General features: G+C 69.3%; 21 protein-coding genes. 9 read left to right on the plus strand and 12 right to left on the minus strand.

Annotation, left to right across the window (positions count from 1 at the left end; genetic code table 11):
* The first annotated feature begins 20 nt into the window (after window positions 1-20).
* From otsB to otsA, 3 genes are read left to right on the plus strand one after another with little or no spacing between them, the layout of a single operon-like run.
* Entirely contained in the window at window positions 21-833 is an 813-nt protein-coding gene (otsB, locus tag E2F49_RS08045; RefSeq protein ID WP_133393315.1) for a trehalose-phosphatase, read from the plus strand.
* Window positions 830-2,620 carry a glycoside hydrolase family 15 protein gene (locus E2F49_RS08050; protein ID WP_133393316.1) on the plus strand — a complete coding sequence of 597 codons (1,791 nt, stop codon included), beginning with the start codon at window positions 830-832 and terminating at the stop codon, window positions 2,618-2,620. Before otsB ends, E2F49_RS08050 begins: the two co-directional genes overlap by 4 nt.
* Window positions 2,617-3,990, plus strand: a complete 1,374-nt coding sequence (otsA, locus tag E2F49_RS08055) for an alpha,alpha-trehalose-phosphate synthase (UDP-forming) (RefSeq protein WP_133393317.1) — start codon at window positions 2,617-2,619, stop codon at window positions 3,988-3,990. The genes E2F49_RS08050 and otsA overlap by 4 nt, the downstream gene beginning before the upstream one ends.
* A gap of 162 nt (window positions 3,991-4,152) precedes the next feature.
* Here the strand turns inward: otsA and gloA are convergent, their stop codons facing one another.
* From gloA to E2F49_RS08080, 5 genes are all read right to left on the minus strand, one after another.
* Complete coding sequence (gene gloA / locus E2F49_RS08060) at window positions 4,153-4,683, minus strand: lactoylglutathione lyase (protein ID WP_133393318.1); 531 nt, start codon at window positions 4,681-4,683, stop codon at window positions 4,153-4,155.
* 38 nt (window positions 4,684-4,721) lie between these two features.
* Complete coding sequence (locus tag E2F49_RS08065; RefSeq protein ID WP_133393319.1) at window positions 4,722-5,279, minus strand: DUF4166 domain-containing protein; 558 nt, start codon at window positions 5,277-5,279, stop codon at window positions 4,722-4,724.
* A gap of 140 nt (window positions 5,280-5,419) precedes the next feature.
* Entirely contained in the window at window positions 5,420-7,015 is a 1,596-nt protein-coding gene (locus E2F49_RS08070; protein ID WP_133393320.1) for a SulP family inorganic anion transporter, read from the minus strand.
* Between the two features lie 219 nt (window positions 7,016-7,234).
* Window positions 7,235-9,496 carry a TonB-dependent receptor gene (locus tag E2F49_RS08075; protein WP_133393321.1) on the minus strand — a complete coding sequence of 754 codons (2,262 nt, stop codon included), beginning with the start codon at window positions 9,494-9,496 and terminating at the stop codon, window positions 7,235-7,237.
* 26 nt (window positions 9,497-9,522) lie between these two features.
* Window positions 9,523-10,005, minus strand: coding sequence for a DUF3574 domain-containing protein (locus tag E2F49_RS08080; RefSeq protein ID WP_133393322.1), 483 nt, complete (start codon window positions 10,003-10,005; stop codon window positions 9,523-9,525).
* A 232-nt stretch (window positions 10,006-10,237) separates the two neighbouring features.
* Between E2F49_RS08080 and E2F49_RS08085 the strand changes: the two genes are divergently transcribed.
* On the plus strand, window positions 10,238-12,682 hold the full coding sequence (locus E2F49_RS08085) for a TonB-dependent receptor plug domain-containing protein (protein ID WP_133393323.1): 2,445 nt from the start codon (window positions 10,238-10,240) through the stop codon (window positions 12,680-12,682).
* A gap of 415 nt (window positions 12,683-13,097) precedes the next feature.
* On the opposite strand, the gene pgeF is transcribed toward E2F49_RS08085, so the two are convergent.
* Window positions 13,098-13,862: a peptidoglycan editing factor PgeF gene (gene pgeF, locus E2F49_RS08090; protein ID WP_133393324.1), complete on the minus strand. Its 765-nt coding sequence runs from the start codon at window positions 13,860-13,862 to the stop codon at window positions 13,098-13,100.
* On the minus strand, window positions 13,859-14,848 hold the full coding sequence (rluD, locus tag E2F49_RS08095; protein WP_133393325.1) for a 23S rRNA pseudouridine(1911/1915/1917) synthase RluD: 990 nt from the start codon (window positions 14,846-14,848) through the stop codon (window positions 13,859-13,861). The genes pgeF and rluD overlap by 4 nt, the downstream gene beginning before the upstream one ends.
* Before the next feature lie 87 nt (window positions 14,849-14,935).
* Here rluD and E2F49_RS08100 point away from each other — a divergent pair, with 87 nt between their 5' ends.
* From E2F49_RS08100 to E2F49_RS08125, 4 genes are all read left to right on the plus strand, one after another.
* Window positions 14,936-15,802: an outer membrane protein assembly factor BamD gene (locus E2F49_RS08100; RefSeq protein WP_055249630.1), complete on the plus strand. Its 867-nt coding sequence runs from the start codon at window positions 14,936-14,938 to the stop codon at window positions 15,800-15,802.
* An 897-nt stretch (window positions 15,803-16,699) separates the two neighbouring features.
* On the plus strand, window positions 16,700-17,620 hold the full coding sequence (locus E2F49_RS08115) for a lauroyl acyltransferase (RefSeq protein ID WP_133393327.1): 921 nt from the start codon (window positions 16,700-16,702) through the stop codon (window positions 17,618-17,620).
* A complete protein-coding gene (locus tag E2F49_RS08120) occupies window positions 17,617-18,168 on the plus strand; it encodes a PH domain-containing protein (protein WP_133393328.1) in 552 nt (183 codons plus the stop codon). Before E2F49_RS08115 ends, E2F49_RS08120 begins: the two co-directional genes overlap by 4 nt.
* Entirely contained in the window at window positions 18,155-19,711 is a 1,557-nt protein-coding gene (locus E2F49_RS08125) for a PH domain-containing protein (RefSeq protein WP_133393329.1), read from the plus strand. Before E2F49_RS08120 ends, E2F49_RS08125 begins: the two co-directional genes overlap by 14 nt.
* Before the next feature lie 13 nt (window positions 19,712-19,724).
* Here E2F49_RS08125 and E2F49_RS08130 read toward each other — a convergent pair whose 3' ends face one another.
* Window positions 19,725-20,672, minus strand: a complete 948-nt coding sequence (locus E2F49_RS08130; RefSeq protein ID WP_133393330.1) for a glycosyltransferase family 2 protein — start codon at window positions 20,670-20,672, stop codon at window positions 19,725-19,727.
* Between the two features lie 64 nt (window positions 20,673-20,736).
* On the opposite strand from E2F49_RS08130, the gene E2F49_RS08135 reads away from it, so the two are divergent.
* Window positions 20,737-21,504 carry a glycosyltransferase family 2 protein gene (locus tag E2F49_RS08135; protein WP_165971148.1) on the plus strand — a complete coding sequence of 256 codons (768 nt, stop codon included), beginning with the start codon at window positions 20,737-20,739 and terminating at the stop codon, window positions 21,502-21,504.
* Between the two features lie 106 nt (window positions 21,505-21,610).
* Here the strand turns inward: E2F49_RS08135 and E2F49_RS08140 are convergent, their stop codons facing one another.
* The 4 genes from E2F49_RS08140 to def form a co-directional block, all read right to left on the minus strand.
* Window positions 21,611-22,444 (minus strand): glycosyltransferase family 2 protein, encoded by an 834-nt coding sequence (locus E2F49_RS08140; RefSeq protein WP_133393332.1) that lies wholly within the window; start codon window positions 22,442-22,444, stop codon window positions 21,611-21,613.
* 10 nt (window positions 22,445-22,454) lie between these two features.
* Window positions 22,455-23,789, minus strand: a complete 1,335-nt coding sequence (rsmB, locus tag E2F49_RS08145) for a 16S rRNA (cytosine(967)-C(5))-methyltransferase RsmB (RefSeq protein ID WP_133393333.1) — start codon at window positions 23,787-23,789, stop codon at window positions 22,455-22,457.
* Window positions 23,755-24,681 (minus strand): methionyl-tRNA formyltransferase, encoded by a 927-nt coding sequence (gene fmt, locus E2F49_RS08150; RefSeq protein ID WP_133393334.1) that lies wholly within the window; start codon window positions 24,679-24,681, stop codon window positions 23,755-23,757. The genes rsmB and fmt overlap by 35 nt, the downstream gene beginning before the upstream one ends.
* A gap of 115 nt (window positions 24,682-24,796) precedes the next feature.
* A complete protein-coding gene (gene def, locus E2F49_RS08155; protein WP_055249639.1) occupies window positions 24,797-25,312 on the minus strand; it encodes a peptide deformylase in 516 nt (171 codons plus the stop codon).
* Window positions 25,313-25,334: the final 22 nt, after the last annotated feature.

Here is a 25,334-nt window from a genome sequence, read left to right on the forward strand (position 1 = left end):
AGTCTGACGATGATGCTGCAATGCGCCAATCCCCCGAGGCAAGTCCGCTCATACCATCTCCGGCCGCCACCGCGCTGCCGCCACCGCCCGCACTGCCGGCGAACGCTGCGTTGTTCCTCGACGTCGACGGCTGTCTTCTGCCGTTCGCGCCGCGGCCTGACGCGGTCGACGTCCCGCCCGCGCTCGTCGCGCGGCTCACGGCGCTGCAGCGCGCGCTCGGCGGCGCCCTTGCCCTGGTCAGCGGCCGCAATCTCGCCACGCTCGATGCGCTGTTCGCGCCGGGTGCGTTCACGGCGGCCGGCCTGCACGGCGTCGAACGGCGACGCGCGGGCGATACCGGAGGTACCGGGGTCGTGCCCGCCGCACTGCCGAAGGTGCGCGATGCGGGCCTGGCCCTGATCGCAACGCATCCCGGCGCGCTGCTCGAAGACAAGGGCGCGGCGATCGCCCTGCACTGGCGCATGACGCCCGAGCCGCACAAGGACGCCACCGCCGCCGCGCTGCGCGCGTTCGCCGAACACGCGTTGACGCAGTTGCCGGGCTACCAGCTGCAGCCCGGCGACCACGTGATCGAACTGCGCCCGCATCACGCCGACAAGGGCAGCGCGATTCTCGCCTTTCTCGAAGAACCGCCGTTCGCCGGCCGCGTGCCGGTGTTCGCCGGCGACGACCTCACCGACGAGCCGGGTTTCTCGGCCGTCAATGCGCATGGCGGCATCAGCGTGCTGGTCGGCGACCGCGCCGGCAGCGCCGCCCGCCACCGCCTGCCCGACACCGCCGCCGTGCATCGCTGGCTCGGCGTGCCCGAACGCACCCCGGAGACGCCCGCATGACGCAACCCGCAGCACCCAGCCTCGATCTCGGCCTGGTCGGCAACGGCAGTTTCGGCGCGCTGTTCGACCGCAACGCGCGCCTCGTCTGGTCCTGCCTGCCCGCATTCGACGGCGACCCGGCGTTCTGCGCTCTGCTCTCGCCGAAGGACGGCCACGGCGACTGGTCGATCGAACTCGACGATTTCGAGCGCAGCGAGCAACACTACATCGAGAACACCGCAATCTTGCGCACCGTGCTGCACGACCGCCACGGCGCCTCGATCGAGATCACCGACTTCGCGCCGCGCTGGCGCCAGCACGACCGCTTCTACCGTCCGGTGATGCTGATGCGCCGCGTGCGCCTGCTCTCGGGCAGCCCGCGCATCCGCGTGCTGCTGCGCCCGCTCGCGGACTGGGGCGCCCGCGCGCCCGACAGCACCTGGGGCAGCAACCACATCCGTTTCGTGCTGCCGGGCTTCACCTTGCGCGCGACGACCGACATGCCGATCCGCCTGCTGCGCGACGGCCTGCCTTTCGTGCTCGATCGCGACCTGCACTTCATCCTCGGCCCGGACGAGACGCTGACCCAGCCGCTGGTGGAGTTCGTACGCGACGGCCTGCACCGCACGACGAACTACTGGCGCGAGTGGGTGCGCTACCTGTCGATCCCGCTGGATTTCCAGGAGGCGGTGATCCGCAGCGCGATCACGCTCAAGCTCAGCCAGTACGAGGAAAGCGGCGGCATCATCGCGGCGATGACGACCTCGATCCCCGAGGCGCCCGACACGCCGCGCAACTGGGACTACCGCTACTGCTGGATGCGCGATTCGGCCTTCGTCGTGCGCGCGCTCAACCGTCTGGGCGCCACGCGCACGATGGAGGAGTACATCCGCTACATCTTCAACCTCACCGTCAGCGACGACGGCGACATGCAGCCGCTGTACGGCATCGCCTACGAGCACGAGCTGCTGGAAGAGGAGATGCCCGCGCTGGCCGGCTATCGCGGCATGGGTCCGGTGCGCCGCGGCAACCTGGCCTACGTGCAGCGCCAGCACGACACCTACGGCAGCGTGGTGCTGGCCTCCACCCAGCTGTTCTTCGACCGGCGCCTGGAGCATCGCGGCGATGCGGCAACGTTCCGCAAGCTCGAGCCGCTGGGCGAACTGGCCTTCAAGCTCTACGACCAGCCCGATGCGGGCCTGTGGGAATTCCGCGGCAAGGCGCACGTGCACACCTACTCGGCGGTGATGTGCTGGGCCGCCTGCGATCGGCTCGCGCGCATTGCCGGCCAGCTCGAACTGGCCAATCGCGTGGGCTACTGGCGCACGCGCGCCGATGCGATGCGCACGCGCATCCTCGAAGCCTCCTGGAATGCGGAGGCCGGCCATTTCGGCGATGCCTTCGGCGGCGACCGGCTTGATGCCTCGCTGCTGCTGCTCGCCGATCTGGGCTTCGTGAAGCCGGACGACCCGCGCTTCGTCGCGACGGTCGAGGCGATCGGACAGGCGCTGCGGCATGGCGACGGCCTGTTCCGCTACGTCACGCCCGATGATTTCGGCGAACCGGAGACCAGCTTCACCATCTGCACGTTCTGGTACATCGATGCGCTCGCGACCATCGGCCGCACGCACGAGGCGCGGCAACTGTTCGAGACACTGCTCTCGCGCCGCAACCATCTGGGCCTGCTGTCGGAAGACTTGTCGTTCGAGACCGGCGAGGCCTGGGGCAACTTCCCGCAGACCTATTCGCACGTCGGCCTGATCATGGCCGCGATGCGCCTGTCGCGCAGCTGGCAGGAGGCCGCATGAGCCGCCTGGTCGTCGTCTCCAATCGCGTCGCCTTGCCGGGCGCGAGCCAGAGCGGTGGCCTGGCAACGGCGCTCGACGCGGCGCTGAAGGAAACCGGCGGCCTGTGGTTCGGCTGGAGTGGCAAGGTGGCGCGCGCGCATTCGGGCGAGGTGCACCGCGAGGCGCACGGCGAGATCACCTACCTCACCGTCGACCTGTCGCGGGAGGATTACGAGGGCTACTACAACGGCTTCGCCAACCGCACGCTGTGGCCGCTGCTGCATTTCCGGCTGGACCTGGTGGACTACAACGCCATGACCCAGGCTGCGTATCGCGGCGTCAATGCGCTGTTCGCCGAGAAGCTGGCCAAGGAACTGCGCGACGACGACATCGTCTGGGTGCACGACTACCACCTGTTCCCGCTGGCGCAGGAACTGCGCAAGCGCGGCGTGCGCGCGCGCATCGGCTTCTTCCTGCACGTGCCGTTTCCCTCGGCCGACATCGTCGCCGGCCTGCCGCATCACGAGAAGACCTTCGGTGCGCTGTCGTCCTACGACCTGGTCGGCTTCCAGACCGAGCGCGACCTGGAGCGCTTCCAGGATTACATCCGCCTGTTCCGCGGCGGACGCGTGGCCGGCCAGGGCGACCTGCGCGACCACGATGGCCGCCAGTTCGTCGCGGCCGCCTTCCCGATCGGCATCGATGCGGCCGCGATCGAATCGCTGGCCGCCACCGCGGCGCGCAGTCCGGTGACCAAGCGCATGCACGCCAGCCTCAACGGACGCGCACTGGCGATCGGCGTCGACCGGCTGGACTATTCGAAGGGCCTGCCCGAACGCTTCCGCGCGATCGAACGCTTCTTCGAGCGCCATGCCGACCAGCGCGGCAAGATGACCTATCTGCAGATCGCACCGGTCTCGCGCGGCGGCGTGGCGAGCTATCGCGCCCTGCGACGCGAACTGGAGCAGTACGCCGGCCACATCAACGGCGCGCATGCCGAGCCCGACTGGACGCCGGTGCGTTACGTCAATCGCACCTACCCGCATCCCGCGCTGACCGGCTTCTACCGCCTGTCACGCATGGGGCTGGTCACGCCGCTGCGCGACGGCATGAATCTCGTCGCCAAGGAATACGTGGCCTCGCAGGACGGCGACGATCCCGGCGCGCTGGTGCTGTCGATCTTCGCCGGCGCCGCGCGCGAACTCGACGGCGCCCTGCTGGTGAATCCCTTCGACAGCGACGGCGTGTCGGATGCCATCGCCGCCGCCATGGCGATGCCGCGCGAGGCGCGGCGCGAGCGTTGGCAGTCGATGATCGCCCGCATCCGCGAGTACGACATCCACGCATGGCGGAAGGATTTCCTCAAGACGCTGGCGGCGACCCGCGGCTGAACGTCTTCCGGCGCTCTCCCCCCGCGTGCGGGGGAGGGTTGACTGGGGCAAACCACCGGGTCGCCGGGAACATCGCCAGCGCGAACCGCAGTGGGTCAGCGTCTCACAGGCGCGTGCCGTGCTTCGCGACACGACCTCGCCGCACGCGGGCCAAGGCGTACCTCAGAGCGGCGTCGGCTGGATGATCTCCACCCAGTAGCCGTCCGGGTCCTTGATGAAGGCGATCGACTTCATCGTGCCGTCGGTCAGGCGCTTCTGGAACGGCACGCCGAGGTCCTCGAAACGCGCGCAAGCCGCATGGATGTCCGGCACGCTGACGCAGATGTGGCCGAATCCCCGCGGGTCGCTATTGCCGTCGTGATAGACCGGGCCGTCCTGCGATTCGGTGCCGTGGTTGTGGGTGAGTTCCAGCACACCGGGCTGACGCGCGATCCATTCGCGGCGCGCCGCTTCGTCATCGGGAATCACGCTCACGTCGTCGACCAGTGCGAGGAAGAACAGGGAGAACTTCGCCTGCTCGAAATCGGCCTTGCGCACCAGGGTGAAGCCGAGCACGCGGGTGTAGAAGTCCAGCGACGCCGTCGCGTCCTTGACCCGCAGCATGGTGTGGTTGAACACGAAATTTCGGGTGGCGGCATCGCGAGGCGCGACGCCCGGCACCCGGGCGAGATCGGCGACGGTCTGTCCGGTCATGGCACGGCTCCTTCGAAGGGGCCGACCATTATCGACGATCAGGCGTGATCGCCGGCGTCGGGCAGCAGCCAGCCGCGGTAGTGGACGATCCGACCGACCAGCGGCATCGCGGCGTCCACTTCGAAGGCATAGCGGCCGTCGACCTGCCGCTCGTTGCAGCGCACGTCGCGGAACAGCGCCGCCGGCAGCGGCAGGATGCCGAGCAGGCGCACGCCGACGACGTTCCAGAAGATCGTGCCGTCCCAGGTGTGCAACACGAACCGGAACTGCAGCGGGCCCAGGCGCTCGCGCAACTGGCCGTCGCGATGCCACAGCTTCGAACGCATGCGCGAGACCTTGGGCGCCGCGCCGAACGCGCGCGCCCAGATTTCGCCCTTGGGGCCGCTGGCGAACTCCACCGTGACCGGCGCATCGGCCATCGCACGCGGCAGGCCCGCCACGCGTGCGCACAGTCGCGACAGCAGGCCGCTGCCGCGCACGACTGTCACCTCACCCGAATAGCGCGCGGCACCGTGCACGCCGTGTAGCGCGCGCAATGTATCAGGCAGGCGGAAGAACGCAGCGCCGAGCAGGGTCTGGTAGAGCGTCGGCGTCATCGTGGCGCATCACTGGATCGGGCGCGCAGGATAGCCGCTGCGCGTCGCAAGGATTCAGACCCTGATCAAAGTCCGTCGCGCGCGCAGTCGGATGGTGCGTGCCGGCGCGCAGAAAGCGCAGCAGGACTTTGGACAGGTGCTCAGACAGGCTTCGGTTGCCGCTGCAGCGACAGCAGGCCGACGATCACCGCCAGCACCGCGTAGGCCGCCGCGAACTGGAACGCGATCGCCTGGCGCAGGCCCTCGAGCTGCCACGGCAGCACCAGTGCGCCGGTCGGATGGACCGAATGGATCACGCCGAACAGCGACGCCACCGCGGCCGCAAGCAGCGCCGAGACGGCCACCCCCGGGCGCCGGTCGACCAGTGCGACCAGCGCGGTCGCCCACAGCATCGCGGTGATGATGAAACCGTTGCCGAGCACCACGATCGTCGCCATCTCCGGCAGACCGTGACCGGCATCGAGCTGCGCGTAGAGCGCGGCCATGCGTTCGGGATCGATCCACGCCGGATTGCCGAACTTGATGTTGAGCAGGTAGGCGATGGCCGGCAGGAACGCGAGCGACACCGCGATGGCGTGTTCGCGCTTCGTGCTGTGGAAGGCCTGCACGGTGATGTCGATGCCGACGAAGACGATGATCGGCGCGAGCACCGCCACCGGCAGCCACTGCACCAGGCCGGACACGAGTCCGAGCATGCCGCCGAAGCCGATGAACAAACCCGTCAGCAGCGTGTACCCGCTGCGCGCGCCCATGTGCTTGTAGGCCGGCTGGCCGATGTAGGGCGTGGTCTGCGCGACACCGCCGCAGACGCCGGCGACCAGCGTCGCGATGGCCTCGACCAGCAACACGTCACGCGTGCGGTAGTCGTCGCCGGCGGCGCGCGCGCTCTCGCTGACGTTGATACCGCCGACGACCATCAGCAGACCGAACGGCAGCAGCAGCGACAGATACGGCAGCGTCGACGACAGGCCGTCGACGAAGCCGAGGTTGGGCACCGGCAACGCGGGGGCGGGCCAGTTCGCATCCGGCAAGGCGAAGCCCGGCGACAGGCCGGCGAGTCCGAGCCCGTAGTACAGCGCCAGCCCCACCAGCAGCGCGAATGGCACGCCGGGCAGGCGCAGCGGCACCGGGCCACGCGCGACCAGCACGTAGAGCAGCAGCCCGAGCGTCGCGAACCCGGCGACCGGCGAGCGCAGTGTTTCGATCAACGGCAGAAAGCCGAGCAGCATCAGCGCCGCGCCGCCGATCGAGCCCAGCAGCGCCGCACGCGGCACGACGCGCGTGATCCAGTCGCCGGCGAACGACAGCACGAGCTTCAGCATGCCCATCACCACCAGGGACGCCATGCCGAGCTGCCAGGTCGCGATGCCGGCGCCGTCGGCATCCAGGCCCTGCTGGCGGAACGCGAGGAAGGCCGGGCCCAGCACCAGCAGGGCCATGCCGATGCTGGTCGGCGCATCGAGACCGAGCGGCATCGCGGTCACGTCGTCGCGGCCGGTGCGCTGCGCGAGGCGGCGTGCCATCCACGTGTACATCAGGTTGCCGACGAGTACCCCGAACGCGGTACCCGGAAACATGCGCCCGAACACGATGTCGGCCGGCACGCCAAAGATCCCGACCAGCGCCGCGGCGATGAAGCCGAGGATCGACAGATTGTCGACGACGAGGCCGAAGAAGCCGTTGATGTCGCCGGGGACGAACCAGCGGGGGCGGTGGGTGGGGGTTGCAGTGGACATCGGTTTCCCGGAACTGAAAGAAATCTCTCTGACCCGTCATTCCGGCGAAGGCCGGAATCCAGCGTCTGTGCTTTTCACGTTCGGCTTGGCGCATGCCTGCGCGGAAGTCGCTGGATCCCGGCTTTCGCCGGGATGACGGACATCTGGGCACACGCGACCGAGCGCGACGCCACGAATCCGAACCCGTCACGGACATCGTCGACGGACCAGACATCACCCTCAGAACTTCGCCGTGAACTCCACACCCCAGGTCCGCGGCTCGTTGACGAAGCCGGTGAGGTTGTTGAAGTCGATGCCGCCGACGATGCGCGTGCTGTCGGTGATGTTGCGGCCGAACACGGCGAGGTCGTAATTGCCCTGGTTCCAGTTGGTGCCCACGCGCAGGCCGCCTTCGAGCGTCGAACGGCCGCGGAATTCCGGCGACTCGTACAGGAAGAAGTTGACCTGCCCGCGATACGCCCAGTCGGTGTAGACGTAGAACTCGGCGTCGTCGCCCACCGGCACGCCCCAGCGCGCGGTGAGGTTGTGGATCCACTTCGGCGCCTGCGGCAGCGAATTGCCGTCGACCAGGGCGAAAGTCTGACCGTTGATGACCGTCGTCGGGTCGGTGATGGTGCAGCCGCCGCCGCAGATCGCGACCGCGAGGTTCGGGTCGTCGATCTCGGTGTCGTTGTAGCTCGTGCCCCAGGTCACCAGCAGCGTGTCGGTGAGCCAGGCCTGCAGGTCGAGTTCGGCGCCCTGCCCGATCGACTTGTCGGCGTTGAGCAGGATCGCCTGGTTGGTCGCGCCGCCGACGGCGATCAGCTGCTGGCCGTCGACGTCGTAGCGGAACAGGTTGAAGCCGATACGGCCGCGACGGTCCCACAGGTCGGCCTTGACGCCGACTTCGTAGGAGATCACTTCTTCCGAATCGGCGACCGAGATGCCGCCGAACGCGAGGCGCCCCTGGATCGACGGCGCGCGGAAGCCCTTGGCGACGCGGCCGTAGACGTTGACGTCGTCGTTGAACTCGTAGACCGCGCTGGCGTCCCAGCTGATGTCGTCGACGTCGGTGTTCTCGAAGAACGGGCCACCGACGGGCGTGCCGAACGGCACCGCCTGCAGCACGCTGGCACTGAAGTCCTTCTTGTCCTGGGTATAGCGCAGGCCGCCGCGAAGTTTCAGCTTGTCGGTTGCGGCGTACTCGCCGGATGCGAAGAGCGCCCACGCGGTATTGCGCTGTTCCTGCACGGCGTGGCCGGTCTGCGGATTGCCCGGGCTCAGCGAGTCGTAGTTGAAGCTGTCGACAGTGAGGTCCTCGCGGAACCAGAACGCGCCGGCCTGCCAGTCGAAGGGGCCGTCGAGGTTCGATTCCAGCCGCACTTCCTGGCTGATCTGCTTGTGCTCGGGAATGCCGTCGGCCGATTCGGACGCGAACGGAATCAGGCCAGGGCCCGAGTCGGGCAGGAACACCGCGCCGTAGCCGCCGTCGATGTCGCCGCGGTTCAAGGATTCCAGCGTCTCGTAACCGGTGATCGAGTACAGGCTGTACCGGCCGAAATCCCAGCGCAGGCGGGCGCTGCCGCCCCAGGTCTCGAGGTCGGAGAAGTTCACGCCGTCGAGCGAGACGGTCTCACGATCGAAACCGGGACGGAAGCGGTTGCTGCCCGGCTCGACGATGTTGGCGCGGAACAGGCGCGCGGTGCCGTTGAGATCGCGGCGGTGCAGATTGAACAGGCCTTCGAAGCCGTCGCCTTCGTAGAGGAACTGCACGCGCGCGGCGGATTCGTCGTAGCCCTCGAAACCGTCGTTGGGCGCACCGGCCAAGGTGTTGCGCACCGTATCGTCGCGGCGCTGGTACAGCGCCGACACGCGCGCCGACCAGCGCTCGGTCAGCGCGCCACCGACCGCGCCCTCGAAGTTCCACATGTTGTCGCTGCCGTAGGCCAGCTTGCCGTAGCCCTCGAAATCCTGGCTCGGGCGCACCGAGTCGAACTTGACCACGCCCGCCGGCGTGTTGCGGCCGAACAGCGTGCCCTGCGGGCCGCGCAGCACTTCGACGCCGGCGATGTCGAACACCGGGAAACCCTTCAGCAGCGGGTTCTCCAGCACCACGTCGTCGTAGATCAGCGAGACCGGCTGCGAGGCGTTGAGATCGAAGTCGGTGTTGCCGAGGCCGCGGATGTAGAAGCGCGGGAACGCGCGGCCGTAACTCGATTCGATGTTGAGGCTGGGCACGCGACCGCTGAGGAAGCGGATGTCGGTGCCGCCGCTGCCGAGCACGCCGAGCGTCTCGGCATCGAGCGTGGTGATCGAGACCGGCACGTCCTGGATGTTCTCCACACGGCGCTGCGCGGTGACCTGCACCGCGTCGAGCGTGGCCGGCGTGGAGGCCGTCGTCGTTGCTTCCTGGGCAAGCACGGTGACCGGCAGGGCGCAGGCCATTGCGAGCGCGAGACGGGCGGGACGATAAGCGGTCTTGGACACGCGGCTGGACGACATGGGCGGCCTCGGGGCTGGCGTGGGCATCAGAAGGAGACGTCGGCGTGCAGCTGCGAGCGCAGCACCGACAGGTGACCGGTTTCCTGCTTCCATGCGGTGCGGATGGCCTCGATCGCGGCGGCCTGCTCCGGCGTATCGGGATGATGCACCACCAGCTCCTTGGAGCGCAGGCGCGAGGGCGTATCCGAGCCCGGCGGCAGCCACTGGCCGTAGACGTCGATCACGCTCAGGCCCTTGGGGAACCGCGGGGTGACCTCGCGGTCGAGGAAATCGAGCCAGCGCTGTTCGGCCGCTGCGGCGTCTTCGGGCGTGGCATCCCAACGGCCGGTGGCGAAGTACAGCTCGGTGCGCACCCAGCCACGGCCTTCCGCCGGTCGCGCGGCGTCGCCGTGATAGGCCGAGGTCACGACGGCCGGCACACCCGGCGCGGGTGCGGGCGCACCGGTGGCGCAGGCGGCGAGGAGCGATGCGGCGAGCGCCGACAGGATGGGGCGGAACGACAGTGACATGGACGGCGGCCGGCAGGTGCGGGGGCGCCATGCTAGAGGCGTGGCGGCCCGCGAATTGTTGCAATGCCGCAACACTGTATCGCTTGATCGCGATGGACGTATGAATATGGAAGGTGCCCAATGGCAGGCCGGCCGCGCCCAGCGTGGCCGCGGTGCCGGGCGCCACGTCGCCCCTCCCCAAGGTCGGCGCCCGGCACCGCCCCTCTCCCCCCCGCCTCCATCAGGAACCGCCATGCCCATGCCGAACGCCCGCCTTGTGTCTACACCCCTGGCGCTGGCCGTCGCCTGCGGTCTGGCACTGCCGGTGGTCGCACACGCGCAGGAGGCCGACGGCGCCACGCGCCTCGATGCGGTGATCGTCACCGGCACCCGGGCCACCGACCGCGCGGTGCTCGAATCGACTTCGCCGATCGACGTGCTCTCGCCCGAAGACCTGCGCCGCGCCGGTGCGGTCAACGGCGAACTCGGCAGCGCGCTGCAGGCGCTGTTGCCCTCGTTCAACATGCCGCGCCAGTCGAACTCGGGCGGCGCCGACCACATCCGCGCCGCGCAGCTGCGTGGCCTCTCGCCCGACCAGGTGCTGGTGCTGGTCAACGGCAAGCGCCGCCATGTCTCGGCGCTGGTGACCACGGGTTCCAAGGTCGGCCGCGGCAACACGCCGGTCGATTTCAACGCGATTCCGCTCAGCGCGATCAAGCGCATCGAAGTGCTGCGCGACGGCGCGGGCGCGCAGTACGGCGCGGATGCGGTGGCCGGCGTGATCAACATCATCCTCGACGATGCCGGCGACGGCGGCGCGATCGAAGCGCGCTACGGCGCGCACCACACGAAGCTCGAGCCCATCGACCGCACGCTGACCGACGGCCAGAGCGCGTCGCTTGCAGCGAAGGTCGGCACCTCGCTCGGCGACGATGGCTTCCTGCGCGTGGGTCTGGAATACAAGGAACTCTCGCCGACCAACCGCGCCGGCTTCGACCGGATTCCGCCGTGGGACCAGACGCCGGCCAACCTCGCCGTGCAGGGCCAGCGCAACTACCAGCACGGCAATGGCGCGGCCAAGGACATCAACGGCTGGTTCAACAGCGAGATTCCGCTGGGCGAATCGGCGGTGTTCTATGCGTTCGGCACCTACAACCAGCGCGACACCGAAGGCGCGAACTACTTCCGTTACCCCGATGGCGAAGCGAACTGGCCGGAGGTGTATCCGAACGGCTACCGCCCGGTCTCGATCGGCGAGAACCTCGACGTCGCCGGCGTGGCCGGCGTGCGCGGCCACGTGGGCGAATGGGACATTGACGCCAGCCTCAACCATGGCCGCAACGAATACACCTACCGCCTGCGCAACTCGCTCAATGCATCGCTTGGGCCCTCAAGCCCCACGCGCTTCAAGACCGGCGACTACCGCTTCGACCAGACGCTGGCGAACGTCGACATCAGCCGCCTGTTCTCGCAGGGCGACAACCTGCACACCTTCGCCACCGGCGTCGAATACCGCGTGGAGCATTACGAAACCGGCGCCGGCGACCCGGCCAGCTACGCGGCCGGCCCGTTCACGGATCGTCCGACCGGCTCGCAGGCCGGCGGTGGCCTGACGCCGCAGGACGAGGCGGATCTCGATCGCAACGTCGCCAGCGTCTACGCCAGCCTGTCGAGCAGTTTCGGCGAGAATTTCAGCACCGACGCCGCCGTGCGCTACGAGCATTACAGCGATTTCGGTGGCGAAGTGACCGGCAAGCTCGCCGCGCGCTACGAGTTCGTGCCGGCGTTCGCGCTGCGCGGTGCGCTGTCGAAGAATTTCCGCGCGCCGTCGCTCGGCCAGAGCGGCTTCGAGTCCACTGGCACCGGCTACAACTCGGCCGGCCAGCTGATCCAGAGCCGCCTGCTGTCGGTCAACAACCCGATCGCGCGCGCACTCGGCGCGACCGACCTCTCGCCCGAGCAGGCACTCAACGCGAGCCTCGGTTTCACCAGTCGCGTCGGCGAGACCTTCGACTTCTCGCTGGACCTGTTCCAGATCGACATCGACGACCGCGTCGCGCTGTCGGAAGCGATCACCAGCGATGCACTGACCGCCTACATCGACAGCACCTTCGGCGTGCCGGGCGTGGAGAGCGTGAGCTTCTTCACCAATGCCGCCGACACGCAGACGCGTGGCGCCGAAGCGGTCGCCAACTGGCGTCATCCGCTGGCCGGCGGACAGTTGCTGCTGACCGGCACCTGGAGCTATGCCGAGACCGAGATCAAGCGCGTCGTCGCCACGCCGGCCGCGCTATCGGCGGTCGTGCCGGATGCGGTGCTGTTCGGCGTCGAGGAACGCAACACCCTGACCGATGCCGCGCCGCGCACGCGTTCGGCCTTCACCGCCAGCTGGAACGACGACCGCTGGAATCTGCTCGCCCGCGTGACCCGCCACGGCAGCACCAGACGCGTCTTCAACTTCGGCGGCGGCTTCGAGCCCGAGCAGGTCTACGGCGCCAAATGGCAGCTCGAAGCGGAAGCCGAAGTGCGCCTCGGCGAGAAGTGGACGCTGGCGATCGGTGGCCTGAACCTGACCGACGAATACGCCGACCTGTCGAACGAGGACATCTTCTACTTCGGCAACCTGCCCTACGACGTGCTGTCGGGCATCGGCAGCAGCGGCGCCTACTACTACGGGCGGGTGCGGTACGCGTTCTGAGTCTGGCCGCAGAGTTGCAGCCCGCATGACTCGCCCCTTCCCCCGCATGCGGGGGAAGGTTGGGATGGGGGCAAGTCCTCAGATCGAAGGACGATCGACTTCAAGCGGGCGCTTGGCTGAAATCGTTGTCAGCGCAAGCCTGAAAGTTCGCCCCCACCCAACCCTCCCCCGCTTCGCAGGGGAGGGCTCAGTCTCCAGCCATCCACACCAGCGCGCGATCGGTCCCGTGCGCTGGTCACGGCGATGCGAGAAGCATGATTCGCCCCTTCCCCCGCGCGCGGGGGAAGGCCGGGATGGGGGCAAACCCTCCGGACTCATGAAACCGATCCCGAGCGTGGGCCTGGCTCGAGTCGTTGTCAGCGCAAGCCTGAGAGTTCGCCCCCACCCACCCCTTCCCCGCCTTGCGGGGGAGGGCTCAAGTCATCCACACCAGCGTCGCGATCCGTCCCGTGCGCTGGTCGCGGCGATGCGAGAAGAACGCATCCGGCTCGCCGATCGTGTCGCGATCGCCGCCATGGATCGCATCGCGGCGGATACCGACCGCTTCGAGCCGGCGCCGCGCCAGTGCGTACAGATCGACGCGCCAATGCCCCGCCCGCGTCGCCACGAACGCCGCTTCCGCGCCGGGATCGGCAGTGACGAAGGGGTCGCGGACCTCCGCCCCGATCTCGTAGGACGCCGGTCCCGCGGCCGGCCCCAGCCAGACGCGCACCGCAGACGGCGCGGCGAGCATCTTCGCCACCGTCGCTTCGAGGACCCCCGCCGCCAGTCCGCGCCAGCCCGCATGCGCGGCGCCGATTTCGCGGCCATCGTCGCTGGCGAACACCACCGGCAGGCAGTCCGCGGTGAGGATCGCGAGGACCACACCCGCCTCCGACGTCACCGCCGCATCCGCCTCGACCAGCGCCTGCTGCCCCTCGCCTGCCGGCGCGGCGAAGCGCACGACGTCCACGCCGTGGACCTGCTGCAACCAGTGCGGCGGTGACGGCAGTCCCGCCACGTCGACCAGCGACGCGCGGTTGCGCGCGACCGCCTCCGGATCGTCGCCGGTGGCGCTGCGGTGATTGCCGAGATTGAAGCTGTCGAACGGCGCCTGCGACGCGCCGGCGCCGTGGCGCAGCGTCGTCAGTGCATGCACGCCGCGTGGCGCGGGCCAGTCGGCGTGCAGCAGCGCGCTCATCGGCGCCCCAGCTCCGGATGCGCCAGCGCGTCGGCCCGCAGCGTCTTCATCAGCTGCTGCATGTCCTCGGGCAGAGGCGCGGTGCAGCGCACCGCCTCGCCGTTGACCGGGTGTTTGAACTCCAGCGTCTCGGCGTGCAGCGCCTGACGACGGAAGCCGCGCAGCGCGGCGATCATCTCGTCCGACGCGCCCTTGGGCAGCTTCAGCGATCCGCCGTACAGCGGATCGCCCAGGATCGCGTGCCGCAGATGCGCCATGTGCACGCGGATCTGGTGCGTGCGGCCGGTTTCGAGCCGGCATTCGAGCGCGGTGTGCGCGCGGAACCGCTCCTTGAGCCGGTAATGGGTCACCGCGTCACGGCCGTCCTCGCGGACGGCCATGCGGATGCGATCGCGCGGATGGCGGTCGATCGGCGCATCGACCGTGCCGCCCGACACCAGCGCGCCGACGACCACCGCGACGTACTGGCGATGCACGTCGCGCGCGGAGAGCTGTTCGACCAGCGCGTTGTGCGCTTCGAGCGTGCGCGCGACGACCATGACGCCGGAGGTGTCCTTGTCGAGCCGGTGCACGATGCCCGCGCGCGGCAGCGTCGCCAGCGAGGCATCGCGGAACAGCAGGGCGTTGACCAGGGTGCCATCGGGATTGCCGGCGCCGGGGTGCACGACCAGGCCTGCCGGCTTGTCGACCACGATCACCTGGTCGTCCTCGAACAGCACCGACAGCGGGATGTCCTGCGGCTCGGCCTGGGTTTGGGTGTCGAGCACCACGTTCAGGCTGACGGTCTCGCCGCCGACCACCGGATCGCGCGGCCGCGGCACTTCGCCGTCGAGCAGCACCTCGCCGGACTTGATCCAGGTGGTGAGCTTGGAGCGCGAGAACTGCGGGAACAGCTCGGCCAGCACCGCGTCGAAACGCCGTCCCGCCGAGGCATCGGGCACCGTGGCGGTGCGCTGGTCGAGGAGGTCGTCGGGGGTTTCGGACATCGGAAGGCTCGGGTTCAGGCGTGGGAGACGGGCACGTGGCCCGGACTGTTATTATCCGACGTTCGTGCCCAGACGCCCAATGCACCCATGACCCCACGTTCCGCCTCGCCGTTCCGCGCCCTGGCCCGCGCCTCGGTGCTCCTGCTGCTGGCCGCGCTGGTCGCCACCGGCTGTTCGCGCAACACCAAGGACGACGAGAACGAGGGCGTGCCCGTCGCCGAGCTCTACCAGAAGGGCCACGACTCGATGCGCAAGGGCAACTGGAACAACGGCGCGGTGACCTTCCGCCGCCTCGTCGCCCAGTACCCCTACGGCCCCTACACCGAGCAGGCGCTGGTCGAGACCGCGTACGCGAACTACAAGATGGGCAACAACGAGGAGGCGATTTCGGGCATCGACCGCTTCATCCGCACCTATCCCACGCACCGCAACATCCCCTACATGTACTACCTGCGTGGCCTGGTGAACTCCAGCCGTGACACGGTGTTTCTGCAGCGCGTGTGGAGCCTGGACAGCAGCCGTCGCGACCTGGCCTCGCCGAACCAGGCCTACTCGGACTTCAACACCGTCGCCGACCGCTACCCGAACAGCCGCTACGCCGCCGACGCGCGCCAGCGCATGGTCGCGCTGCGCAACACCTTCGCCCGCCACGAGATCGAGAGCGGCCTGTACTACCTGCGCCGCGAGGCCTACGTCGCCGCCGCCCAGCGCGCGACCTACCTGCTGGAAACCTATCCGCAGAGCGAGTACCAGAACGACGCCGTCGCCCTGCTCGCGGTCAGCTACGCCCGCCTCGGCAACGAAACCCTCGCCGCCGACGCCCGTCGCGTGCTGCAGCAGAACGAGCCCGACCACCCGGCGCTGACCGAGAACTGGCCGAACGAGCCGTGGCGCATCCGTCGCCTCAACCCGTTCGCGACGGAGCGCACGGCGATCGACAACGATCGCGACTGAGCCTTCGGGTGTGACCTCCGGATCGCCGCCTTCGGGCGGCGTTCTGCGTTTTGGGGTTGCAGTTCCGTTGACGGCTGAGCTTCACGCGTCGTGTTGCCTTGCTGTCATCCTCGCGGCTTTCAACAGCCGCATGTCGGGTCACGCGGGATCCATCTTGATCTTCCTTCAAGCTCCGGCTCCAGCTCTTGCTCTGGCTTCGGCTTTGGCTTTGGCTTCGGCTTTGGCTTTGGCTTTGGCTTTGGCTTTGGCTTTGGCTTTCAGCCTTTGATCTGCGAGCCGTAAAGCGAGCCGAGCACTGCAGCCTGGCGCGGCCGTAGAGCAGCCCATGTCTGAGCGTAGCGAGTTTGGGCTGCGTGCCGCGTCAGGCGAAGCGCGGAGGGAACCGCCGCGGCTTCATGCGGCGGATCGCGTCCGGCGAAGGGACCTTTTGGTTTCTTTTGGGTCCCGCCAAAAGAAACTCGCACGCGCAGCGGGCGAAAGCCCTGCACTTGCTTCAGTTGTTCGCTTTGCCGTTGCCGTTGCCGACAACAACAAAAATCAAGATCAAGCCCAAGGCTTCCGCACGCGCCGCGCGCGGCTTCCTTTTGTCTTGTCAAAAGGAAGCAAAACCGCCTTCGCCGGACGCGATCCGATGCGATACAGCCGCATCGGTCCCCTGCGCTTCTCGGAAGACGGGGCACGCAGCCCAAACTCGCTACGCTCAGACATGGGCTGCTCTTCGACCCCGTCATCCTGCGATGCTCGGCTCGCTTTACGGCTCGAAAGGTCAAGAGCCGAGCAACAGCAACAGCAGCAGCAACAGCAACAGCCAGATCGGAACCCTGGCGACTGTTTGCACGCCCAGCGCCCCGACGCAGGGCATCTCCGAACTCCCGCCCCACCCGATAGACTTCCGCCATGCAGGACTTCATCGCCCGCCTTCTCTATCTGCTTGCCACCCTCGTCGGCGCGCTGCCCGCGTTCGTGCAGCGCGGGATCGCCAGTGCCGTCGCGATGCTCGGTCGTGCGACCGGCAGTCGCGAGAGCCGCGTCGCGCTGCGCAATCTCGAACTGGCCTATCCCGAGCTGACCGCAGACGAACGCGATGCGCTGCAGAAGGCCATTCTGCGCACGACGGCGCTGCAGACGCTCGAAACGCTGCGCCTGTGGACGCGTCCGCACGCCCAGAACCTGCGCCTGCTGCGCGAGCAGCACGGCGTCGGCCTGTTCGACGCGGCGCTGGCCGACGGTCGCGGCCTGATCGTCTGCGCGCCGCATTACGGCAACTGGGAACTGCTCAATCAGTGGCTGGCTGCGCGCACGCCGATCTCGATCCTCTATCGCGCGCCCGACTCGAAGGTCGGCGAGGCCTTCCTGCGCCTGGTCCGCGCCGGCGTGCCAGATCGCGTGCGCCAGGTGCGGGCCGAGGGGCCGGCCGTGCGCCAGCTCTGGAAGACGCTCAAGGATGGCGGCGTGGTCGGCATCCTGCCCGACCAGCAGCCCAAGGCCGGCGACGGCGAATTCGCACCGTTCTTCGGCATGCCGGCGTTGACGATGACACTGACCTCTCGCCTCGCCGAGCGCACCGGCGCGACGGTGCTGTTCGCCTACTGCGAGCGCATCGGCGATGGCCCCGACTTCTCGCTGCGCATCGAACCTGCACATCCGGCGATCGCCGATGCCGATCTCGTGCGCGCCACCACCGCGCTCAACGCCGGCGTCGAACACATCGCCCGTCGCGATCCCGCGCAGTACCAGTGGACCTACAAGCGCTACAAGGCCCGCCCGTCCGGTTCGGGCGACGACAACCCCTATCTCGACCTGGAACGACGCCGATGACCGGCAGCGACTTCGACGCGACACCGCCCCCGTTGCCCGAGCCGGCGCCGCCTGCGCCGCAGGTCGAAACCGATGTCTGGCAGCCCCTGCCGGTCCGCGCGCGCACGCTGGCGACGATCTCCGCGCTGGTCGGCACGCTGGTCCCGCTGGCCATCGCGCTCGGCGTGGGCCTGATCGCGGCCGACCGGCAATCGCTGTCGTTCGCGATCGCCGGCGCGCTGCTGCTGTTGATTCCCGCCTGGGCGGTCTTCATCGCCCGCCGGCGCTGGCTGCGCACGCGCTGGCGCATCGACGACGACGGCTTCGGCGTGCGGCGCGGCCACCTGTGGCGCAGCGATGTTCGCGTGCCGGGCAACCGCGTGCAGCATCTCGACGTGCGGCGCGGCCCGCTGGAGCGCGCATTCGGACTGGCCACGCTGATCGTGCATACCGCCGGCACGCGCAATAGCGCGCTGGCGCTGTCGGGTCTGGACTTCGAGGAAGCCGAACGTCTGCGCGACACCCTGGCCGCGCGCGCCGCCCGCGACGACGACCATGACGACGCCTGAGCCGGCCGCGCCCGAGGCGCTGCTGCCCGGGGACCACGAGCGGCGCCTGCATCCGGGCTCGTGGCTGTTCGTGCTGCTGCAGAACCTCCGGCAGTTCATCGTGCCCCTGCTGGTGCTGCTGTTCGCCGGCGGTCGTCGCGACGACGGGTATCCGTGGTGGCTGCCGCTGATCGGCGTGGGCGCGCTGGTCGTGGTGTCGGTCTGGCAGTACCTGACCTTCCGCTACCGCATCGACGACGACCGGCTGATCGTGCGCAGCGGCCTGCTCGAGCGCAGCGTGCGGCAGATTCCGTACTCGCGCATCCACAACGTCGCGATCCACCAGAACCTGTTGCACCAGCTGATGGGCGTGGCAGAGGTGCGTCTGGAATCGGCCGGCGGCACCAAGCCCGAGGCGCAGATGCGCGTGCTGCGCATGCCCGAAGCGCTGGCGCTGGAGCAGCTGATCCGCGATCGCGGACAGGGCCAGGATGCTGCGCCGACGATGGACGGCGCGACGGCGCCCGTGACCGAACCGGCTGGCATCACGCTGCTGGCGCTGTCGAGCTGGGAGATCGTCAAGCTGGGCCTGATCTCCAACCGCGGCATGGTCGTCGTCGCCGGTGCCCTCGCCCTCTCGTTCCAGGCGCTGCCGGAACGCACGATGGGCCGCTGGCTGGTCGACTACGGACGCGAAGCCTTCGGCTATGCCAGCGGCTTCGCGACGACCTGGCTTGCCAAGGGCGTGGCGATTGCGGGGGTGCTCGCGTTCGCGCTGCTGCTGATCCGCGCGTTCTCGGTATTGCTGGCGCTGCTGCGCTATCACGGCTTCCGCCTGCAGCGGCAGGGCCGGCGCCTGACCGTCGAACGCGGCCTGCTCAGCCGCTCGCGCAGCAGCGTGCCGCGTCGACGCATCCAGGCCTGGACGATGCGCGAGGGCGTGCTGCATCGGCTGTTCGCCCGGCGCACGCTGGAGATCGATACCGCGAGCGCGCGCGGCAATGACGGCCAGGGCAATGGGAACGCACAGCGCGGGCTGGACGCGCTGGCGCCGATCGCCCCGCCCGCGACCTGCGATGCCATCGTCCATGACATCGCCCTGCTGCGTTCGTGGCCGCCGGCGCGCTGGCAGCCGCTGCATCCGCGGGCATGGCTGCGGCTGATGCTCGGCGACGTGTTCGTGACCGTGGGCCTGTGCGTCGCGCTGGCGTGGTTCTTACGGGGCTGGGGCGCGCTGGGCCTGCTGTGGCTGCCGTGGTCGATGTTCGTCGCACGCCGACACGCCGCCCGCGCGGGCTATGCGGTCGACGCGGCGTTCGTCGCCGTGCGCGAGGGCTGGTGGAAGCGGACGTGGCGCTTCGCCGAGATCGGCAAGCTGCAGGCGGTCGAGCTGCGCCAGTCGCCGCTGGATCGCCGCTTCGGCATGGCCTCGGTCTGGTTCGACACCGCGGGCGCGAATCCGTTGTCCACACCGCTGCGGCTGCGTTTCCTGCCGCTCGCGGAGGCCGAGCGCGTGCACGCCACGCTGGCCGGCGAGATCGCGCGGCGTCCGCTGCGCTGGTGAGGCGTCGGGTCGCTCAGCGCGATTTGAAGTAGTGCGACACCATGCCGACCCATTGCTCGATGCGCTTGGTCAGCGGCATCGGCGCCTGGAACAGCAACCAGCTGTAGGCCCGCAGTTCCCAGAACGTCGGCGCCGGCTTGGTGCGGAACTCGGCCTTGGCCATGCGCAGCCAGCGCGGGGTGATGCCGGCCTGCTGGCGATAGAACTCGAGCATGCGCTCGCTGCCGACGACGTGGCGGTAGACGCGCAACGGAGACGGGCCGAAGGACTTGAGCGCATTGCTGCCGTGCTCGCGGTGGCCCACGAGCGTGTCGGCCAGATAGACCTTGTGCGCACCGAGAATGTCGGCGCCGTAGACGATGCAATCGTCCGGGCGCGAGAGCCAGTCGGCGGCGCGCTCGGGCGGCAGCGTCAGCAGGCGCCGCATCAGCGCGCTGCGCAGGCTCACCGCCGACGTCGCGGCGCCCTGGAAGCGGTGGTAGTAGGCGTTGAGCAGGATCGACAGGCCGAGGTCGCGGTCCGGGCCGGGCTTGAACATCGGCTTGTCGACATCGCCGAACAGCTGCATGTTGGTGTAGACGAAATCGACTTCCGGACGCGCGGCGTAGACGTCGACGATGCGGTGCAGGTAATCGACGTTCCAGCGGTCGTCGGAGTCGAGCAGTGCGACGACATCGCCACGCGCCTGCGCGAAGCCGGTGATCCAGGCCTGCAGCTGGCCGCCATTGGCCTGCTCGATCAGTGTGACCTTCGGTTGCGCGCCGTAGTGCTGGCGCAGCAGTGCCGGCGAGCCGTCGCGAGAGCCGTCGTCGACGATGATGATTTCCAGCGCGGGTTCCGTCTGCGCGAGCACCGACTCGATCGCCTCGACGACGAAGGCGGCGTAGTTGTAGCTCGAGACGAGCACGCTGACGGTGGGGCGGTTGGACGCGGTCATGGAGATCGTGGCGACGCCGCGCATGCGGCGCCGGCATCATAACAACGCCCCTGGCGCGGCCTGTTGCGCGATGGGCGACAATCGCCGCATGTCGACATCCGCTACCCCTGCCCCGCTGCCGGTCTCCGGCGTCGTCATTACCCGGAACGAGGCCGACCGCATCGGTCGTTGCCTGGATTCGATGCGCGCGCTCTGCGCCGAGATGATCGTCGTCGATTCCGGCTCGACCGACGACACCATCGCGATCGCCACCGCGCACGGCGCGCGCGTGGTGCATCAGGACTGGCTGGGGTATGCGGCGCAGAAGACTTTCGCCAACACGCTTGCCGTGCACGACTGGCTGCTGCTGCTCGACGCCGACGAATGGCTGTCGCCGGGGACCGACGCGAAGATCCGCGCCCTCTTTGCGGATGGCCGCGTCGAATCCGCGGACGGCTGGCTGCTGACCCGCCGCAACTGGTTCCTCGGCCACCGCTTGCGCGGCGGCGAGCCGATGGAGCGGCTGGTGCGCGCCGGTTGGCGTTATCTGCCCTCGCAGGTGCACGAACGGCCGGATCTCGCAGGCAAGACGATCCGGTCGATGGACGCCGACTTCGAACACGACACCTCGCGCAGCCACGCCGAGCACGTCGCCAAGTTGTCGAAGTACGCGGCGCTGTGGGCGCAGCAGCGACAGGAGGCCGGCAAGCGCGCCCATGCGCTCGACGGACCGCTCCACGCGGTCGCGTATCTGCTCAAGCAGTATCTGCTGCGTGGCGCGTTCCTCGACGGTACCGCCGGCTGGCGCTTCCACAAGGCGCAGGCCGATTACGTGCTGGAGAAATACCGGCGGCTGCGCGTGCTGTCACACGCGTAGGATGGGTAGAGCGCAGCGAAACCCATCATTGCCATGACCGATCGCGCGATGGGTTTCGCTGCGCTCTACCCATCCTACGAAGCATCTGCACGATGCAGACCGCGCCTCAGCCCTTCGGCCCGTGCACCAGCCCGTACTCGGTCCACGTCAGCTTGCCGGCCTGCACCGCATCGCGGATCTTCTGGTTCGCCGCCTTCATTTCCGGCTTGACGTAACCGCGGGCGTGGTCGAGGTGGATGCACACCGCCGAGAAGCGGATCTGCTTGCCGGTCACGCCGGCATTGGCCAGACGCTCGCCGAGTTCGAGATCCTCGCCGCCGTAGGTCATGCGCTCGTCGAACCCGTTGACGCGCACGAGGTCGGCCTTCCAGCCCGAGGCGTTGTTGCCGGCCCAGCGCGGCTTCGTCGGCGTGGTCGCATTGAGCAGACGCTCGCGCCAGCCCGGACGCGCCCACAGTTTCAGCGAGCGCTTCTTGCGCGGCAGGCCATTGGCCTTGAGCCAGTCCAGATCGGTGTGCAGGCCGCGGGTGATGACCTCGCGGTCGATCTTCAGGCTCACGTCCATCGGCAGCTTGCAGTAGCCGCCGCCCAGATAGCGGCCGGGCTCGCGCAGGCGCAGGTGCTGGCTGACGAAATCCGCGCGCGGCACGCAGTCGCCGTCCGAGAAGATCAGGTAGTCGGCGCGTGCGTCCTCGATACCGCGGTTGAGGATCGTGCACTTCCGGAAGCCCGCATCCTCGTGCCAGACGTGGCGCAGCGGATACGGCAGCGTCGACGCGATCGCCTCGAGCATCTCGCGCGTCGCCGGGCCCGAGCCGTCGTCGGCGACGACGAGTTCGAAGTCCATCCGGTCCTGCTGCGCATAGCCCCACAGACAGCGCTGCAGCCAGTCGGTGTTGTTGTAGGTGCTGATGACCAGGCTGGCGGCAGGTGTCGTCATGGCCGCGATCCTAGCGCGTGGCGCGACGCAGCCGCGCGTAGAAGAAGCCGTCCATGCCGCCCTCGCCCGGCAGGCGCTGGTGGCCGGCGCCGGTGTCGCGGCCGAAGCGTGCGTCCAGCGGTTCGAGCACGAAGTCGCCGTGGCGCGCGAGGAAGGCCTCGACCTGCGCGCGGTTCTCGCGATGCAGGATCGAACACGTCGCGTACAGCAGCGTGCCGCCCGGTGCGACGACACCGGCCAGCGCGTCGAGCAGCTGTGCCTGCAGCGTTACCAGCGCGTCGAGATCCTTCGGCCGGCGGTGCAGCAGCACGTCGGGCTGGCGGCGCACGATGCCGGTCGCCGAACACGGCGCATCCAGCAGCACCGCGTCGAAGGGCGTACCGTCCCACCACTGGTTGGGCTTGAGGGCATCGGCGGTGCGCACGCGCGCCTGCGCGCCGAGGCCCAGACGCGCGAAGGTTTCGTCGATGCGCGCTGCGCGGGGCGCGGCGACGTCGATCGCCAGCAGCCGCAGGGCGGGATCGCGCTCGAGCAGGTGCGCGCTCTTGCCACCGGGCGCGGCGCAGGCGTCGAGCACGCGCGCACCCGACGCCGGCATCAGCGCCTCGGCCACGCGCTGCGCGGCGCCGTCCTGGATGGACACGTCGCCGTCCGCAAAACCCGGCAGCGCGTCCACCGGAACGGGCGTCGCGAGACGCAGGGCATCGGGCAGATCGTCGATCATCTCGGGCTGTAACCCGGCCGCGACGAGCCGCGTGTAATACGCGTCACGCGTCCCGCGACGCCGGTTGACCCGCAGCCATTGCGGCGCGGCCGCCGCGCTCGCGGCGACGATCGCCTCGTGCGCCTGCGGCCAGTCGGCGCGCAGTTCGGCCAGCAGCCACTTCGGCCACGCCGCGTCGGCGTCAGCCTCCGGCAGACCTTCCTTCTGCGCCCGGCGCAGCAGCGCATTGACGAGGTTGGCCTGGTGCGCGCGGCCCAGCAGGCGCGCGGCATCGACGGTCGCGTTGAGGGCGGCGTGCGCCGGCAGTCCCATCGGATCGAGCTGTGCCAGCCCCGCGTAGAGCAGCGCGCGCAGTGGCGCGTCGCGCTGTCCGAGCGGGCGCGGCATCCAGCCCGCGAGCGCGGCGGCATACCGGCCCTGCTGGCGCACGGCGGCGAAGGCCATGGCCTCGACCAGCGCGCGGTCGCGCACATCGTCGATGCCGGCCAGCGCCGTCGACAGTTCGCCTTTCAGCGAGCGCCCGTGATGCAGCACCGCGTCGATGACGCGCGCCGCGACCAGGCGTGCCTGTGCCCCGCCGTCCACGTCAGGCGCCCGCGCCGCGCAGATCGCTGCGCGCATTGAGATAGTCGGCCACGTCGATCGCACGACCGCCGGCGCGCTGCACGCGCTGCAGGCGCAGCGCGCCGTCGGCGCAGGCGATGTCGATGCCCTGGCGACCGGCGAACAGCACGCTGCCCGGGGTACGCCCGTGCGCGAGCGGCAACGCGGTCGCGGCGTGGATGCGCAAACGCTCGCCGGCGACGTCGGCCTCGGCCACCGGCCAGGGATTGAAGGCACGCACGGTGTCGGCAAGCGCCCTGGCCGGCTGCGCCCAGTCCAGTCGCGCCTCGGCCTTGTCGAGCTTGTGCGCATAGGTCACGCCGGCTTCGGGCTGCACGTTGGGGCCGAGCTGCATGCCCGCGCGCAGCAGGCCCAGGCCATCGGCCAGCACCTGCGCGCCCAGCGTCGCGAGGCGGTCGTGCAGGCTGCCGCCGGTGTCCTCCGGCGCGATCGGCGTGGTCTGGCGCAGCAGCACCGGGCCGGTGTCGAGGCCCTTTTCCATCTGCATCAGGCAGACGCCGGTTTCGGCATCGCCGGCCTGGATCGCGCGCTGGATCGGCGCGGCGCCACGCCAGCGCGGCAGCAGCGAGGCGTGCACGTTCCAGCAGCCGTACTTCGGAATGTCGAGCACTGCCTGCGGCAGCAGCAGGCCGTAGGCGACGACGATCATCAGGTCGGGTTCCAGCGCGCGCAGCGTGTCGAGCGCGTCCGTGCCCTTGAGCTTTTCGGGCTGGTGCACCACGTGGCCGCGTTCGAGCGCGGCCTGCTTGACCGGCGATGCGGTCAGCGCGCGGCCACGGCCGGCGGGACGATCGGGCTGGGTGTAGACGGCAACAACCTCGTTGCGCGCATCGGCCGCCAGCAACGACGGGACGGCGAACTCGGGCGTGCCGGCGAAGACGATTCTCATGGCGCGGATGTCCTGGTCGTGGCCGGGCGGACCGGCAGTGCCGCTGGGCGGCAGCCGCGCTTCGATGCGCGGCGGGTCGTGCGCGCGCCCGTGGACGGCGCGCGCATCGCCGGGATCAGTCCCGGCCCTTGCGGATCTTCTCGAGCTTCTTCAGCGCGCGGTCGCGCTTGAGCGGCGAGAGGTAGTCGATGAACAGCTTGCCGTCGAGATGGTCGATCTCGTGCAGCACGCAGGTCGCCAGCAGGCCGTCGACCGACAGCTCGAAGGGCTTGCCGTGACGGTCGAGCGCGGTGACGGTGATGCCGTCGGCGCGGGTCACGTCGGCGAACACGCCCGGGATCGACAGACAACCCTCGGTATGCACGCGCAGATCGGCCGAGCGGTCGCGGATCTCGGGATTCACGAACACCAGCGGCTGCTCGCGGCCCTCGGTCACGTCGATGACCATGAAGCGCTCGTGGGTGTCGACCTGGGTTGCGGCCAGGCCGATGCCGGGCGCCTCGTACATGGTCTGGAACATGTCGTCGAGCAGGCGCTGGAACGCCGGATCGGCGAAGCGGTCGGCCGGCACGGGGTCGGCCAGCTTGCGCAGGCGGGAATGGGGGTATTCGAGGATCTCGAGCAGGGCCATGTCGGGAAACAGCGAAGGCGGT

Source organism: Luteimonas terrae, assembly GCF_004358165.1.
In the GTDB taxonomy this organism is placed as follows: Bacteria; Pseudomonadota; Gammaproteobacteria; order Xanthomonadales; family Xanthomonadaceae; genus Luteimonas; species Luteimonas terrae.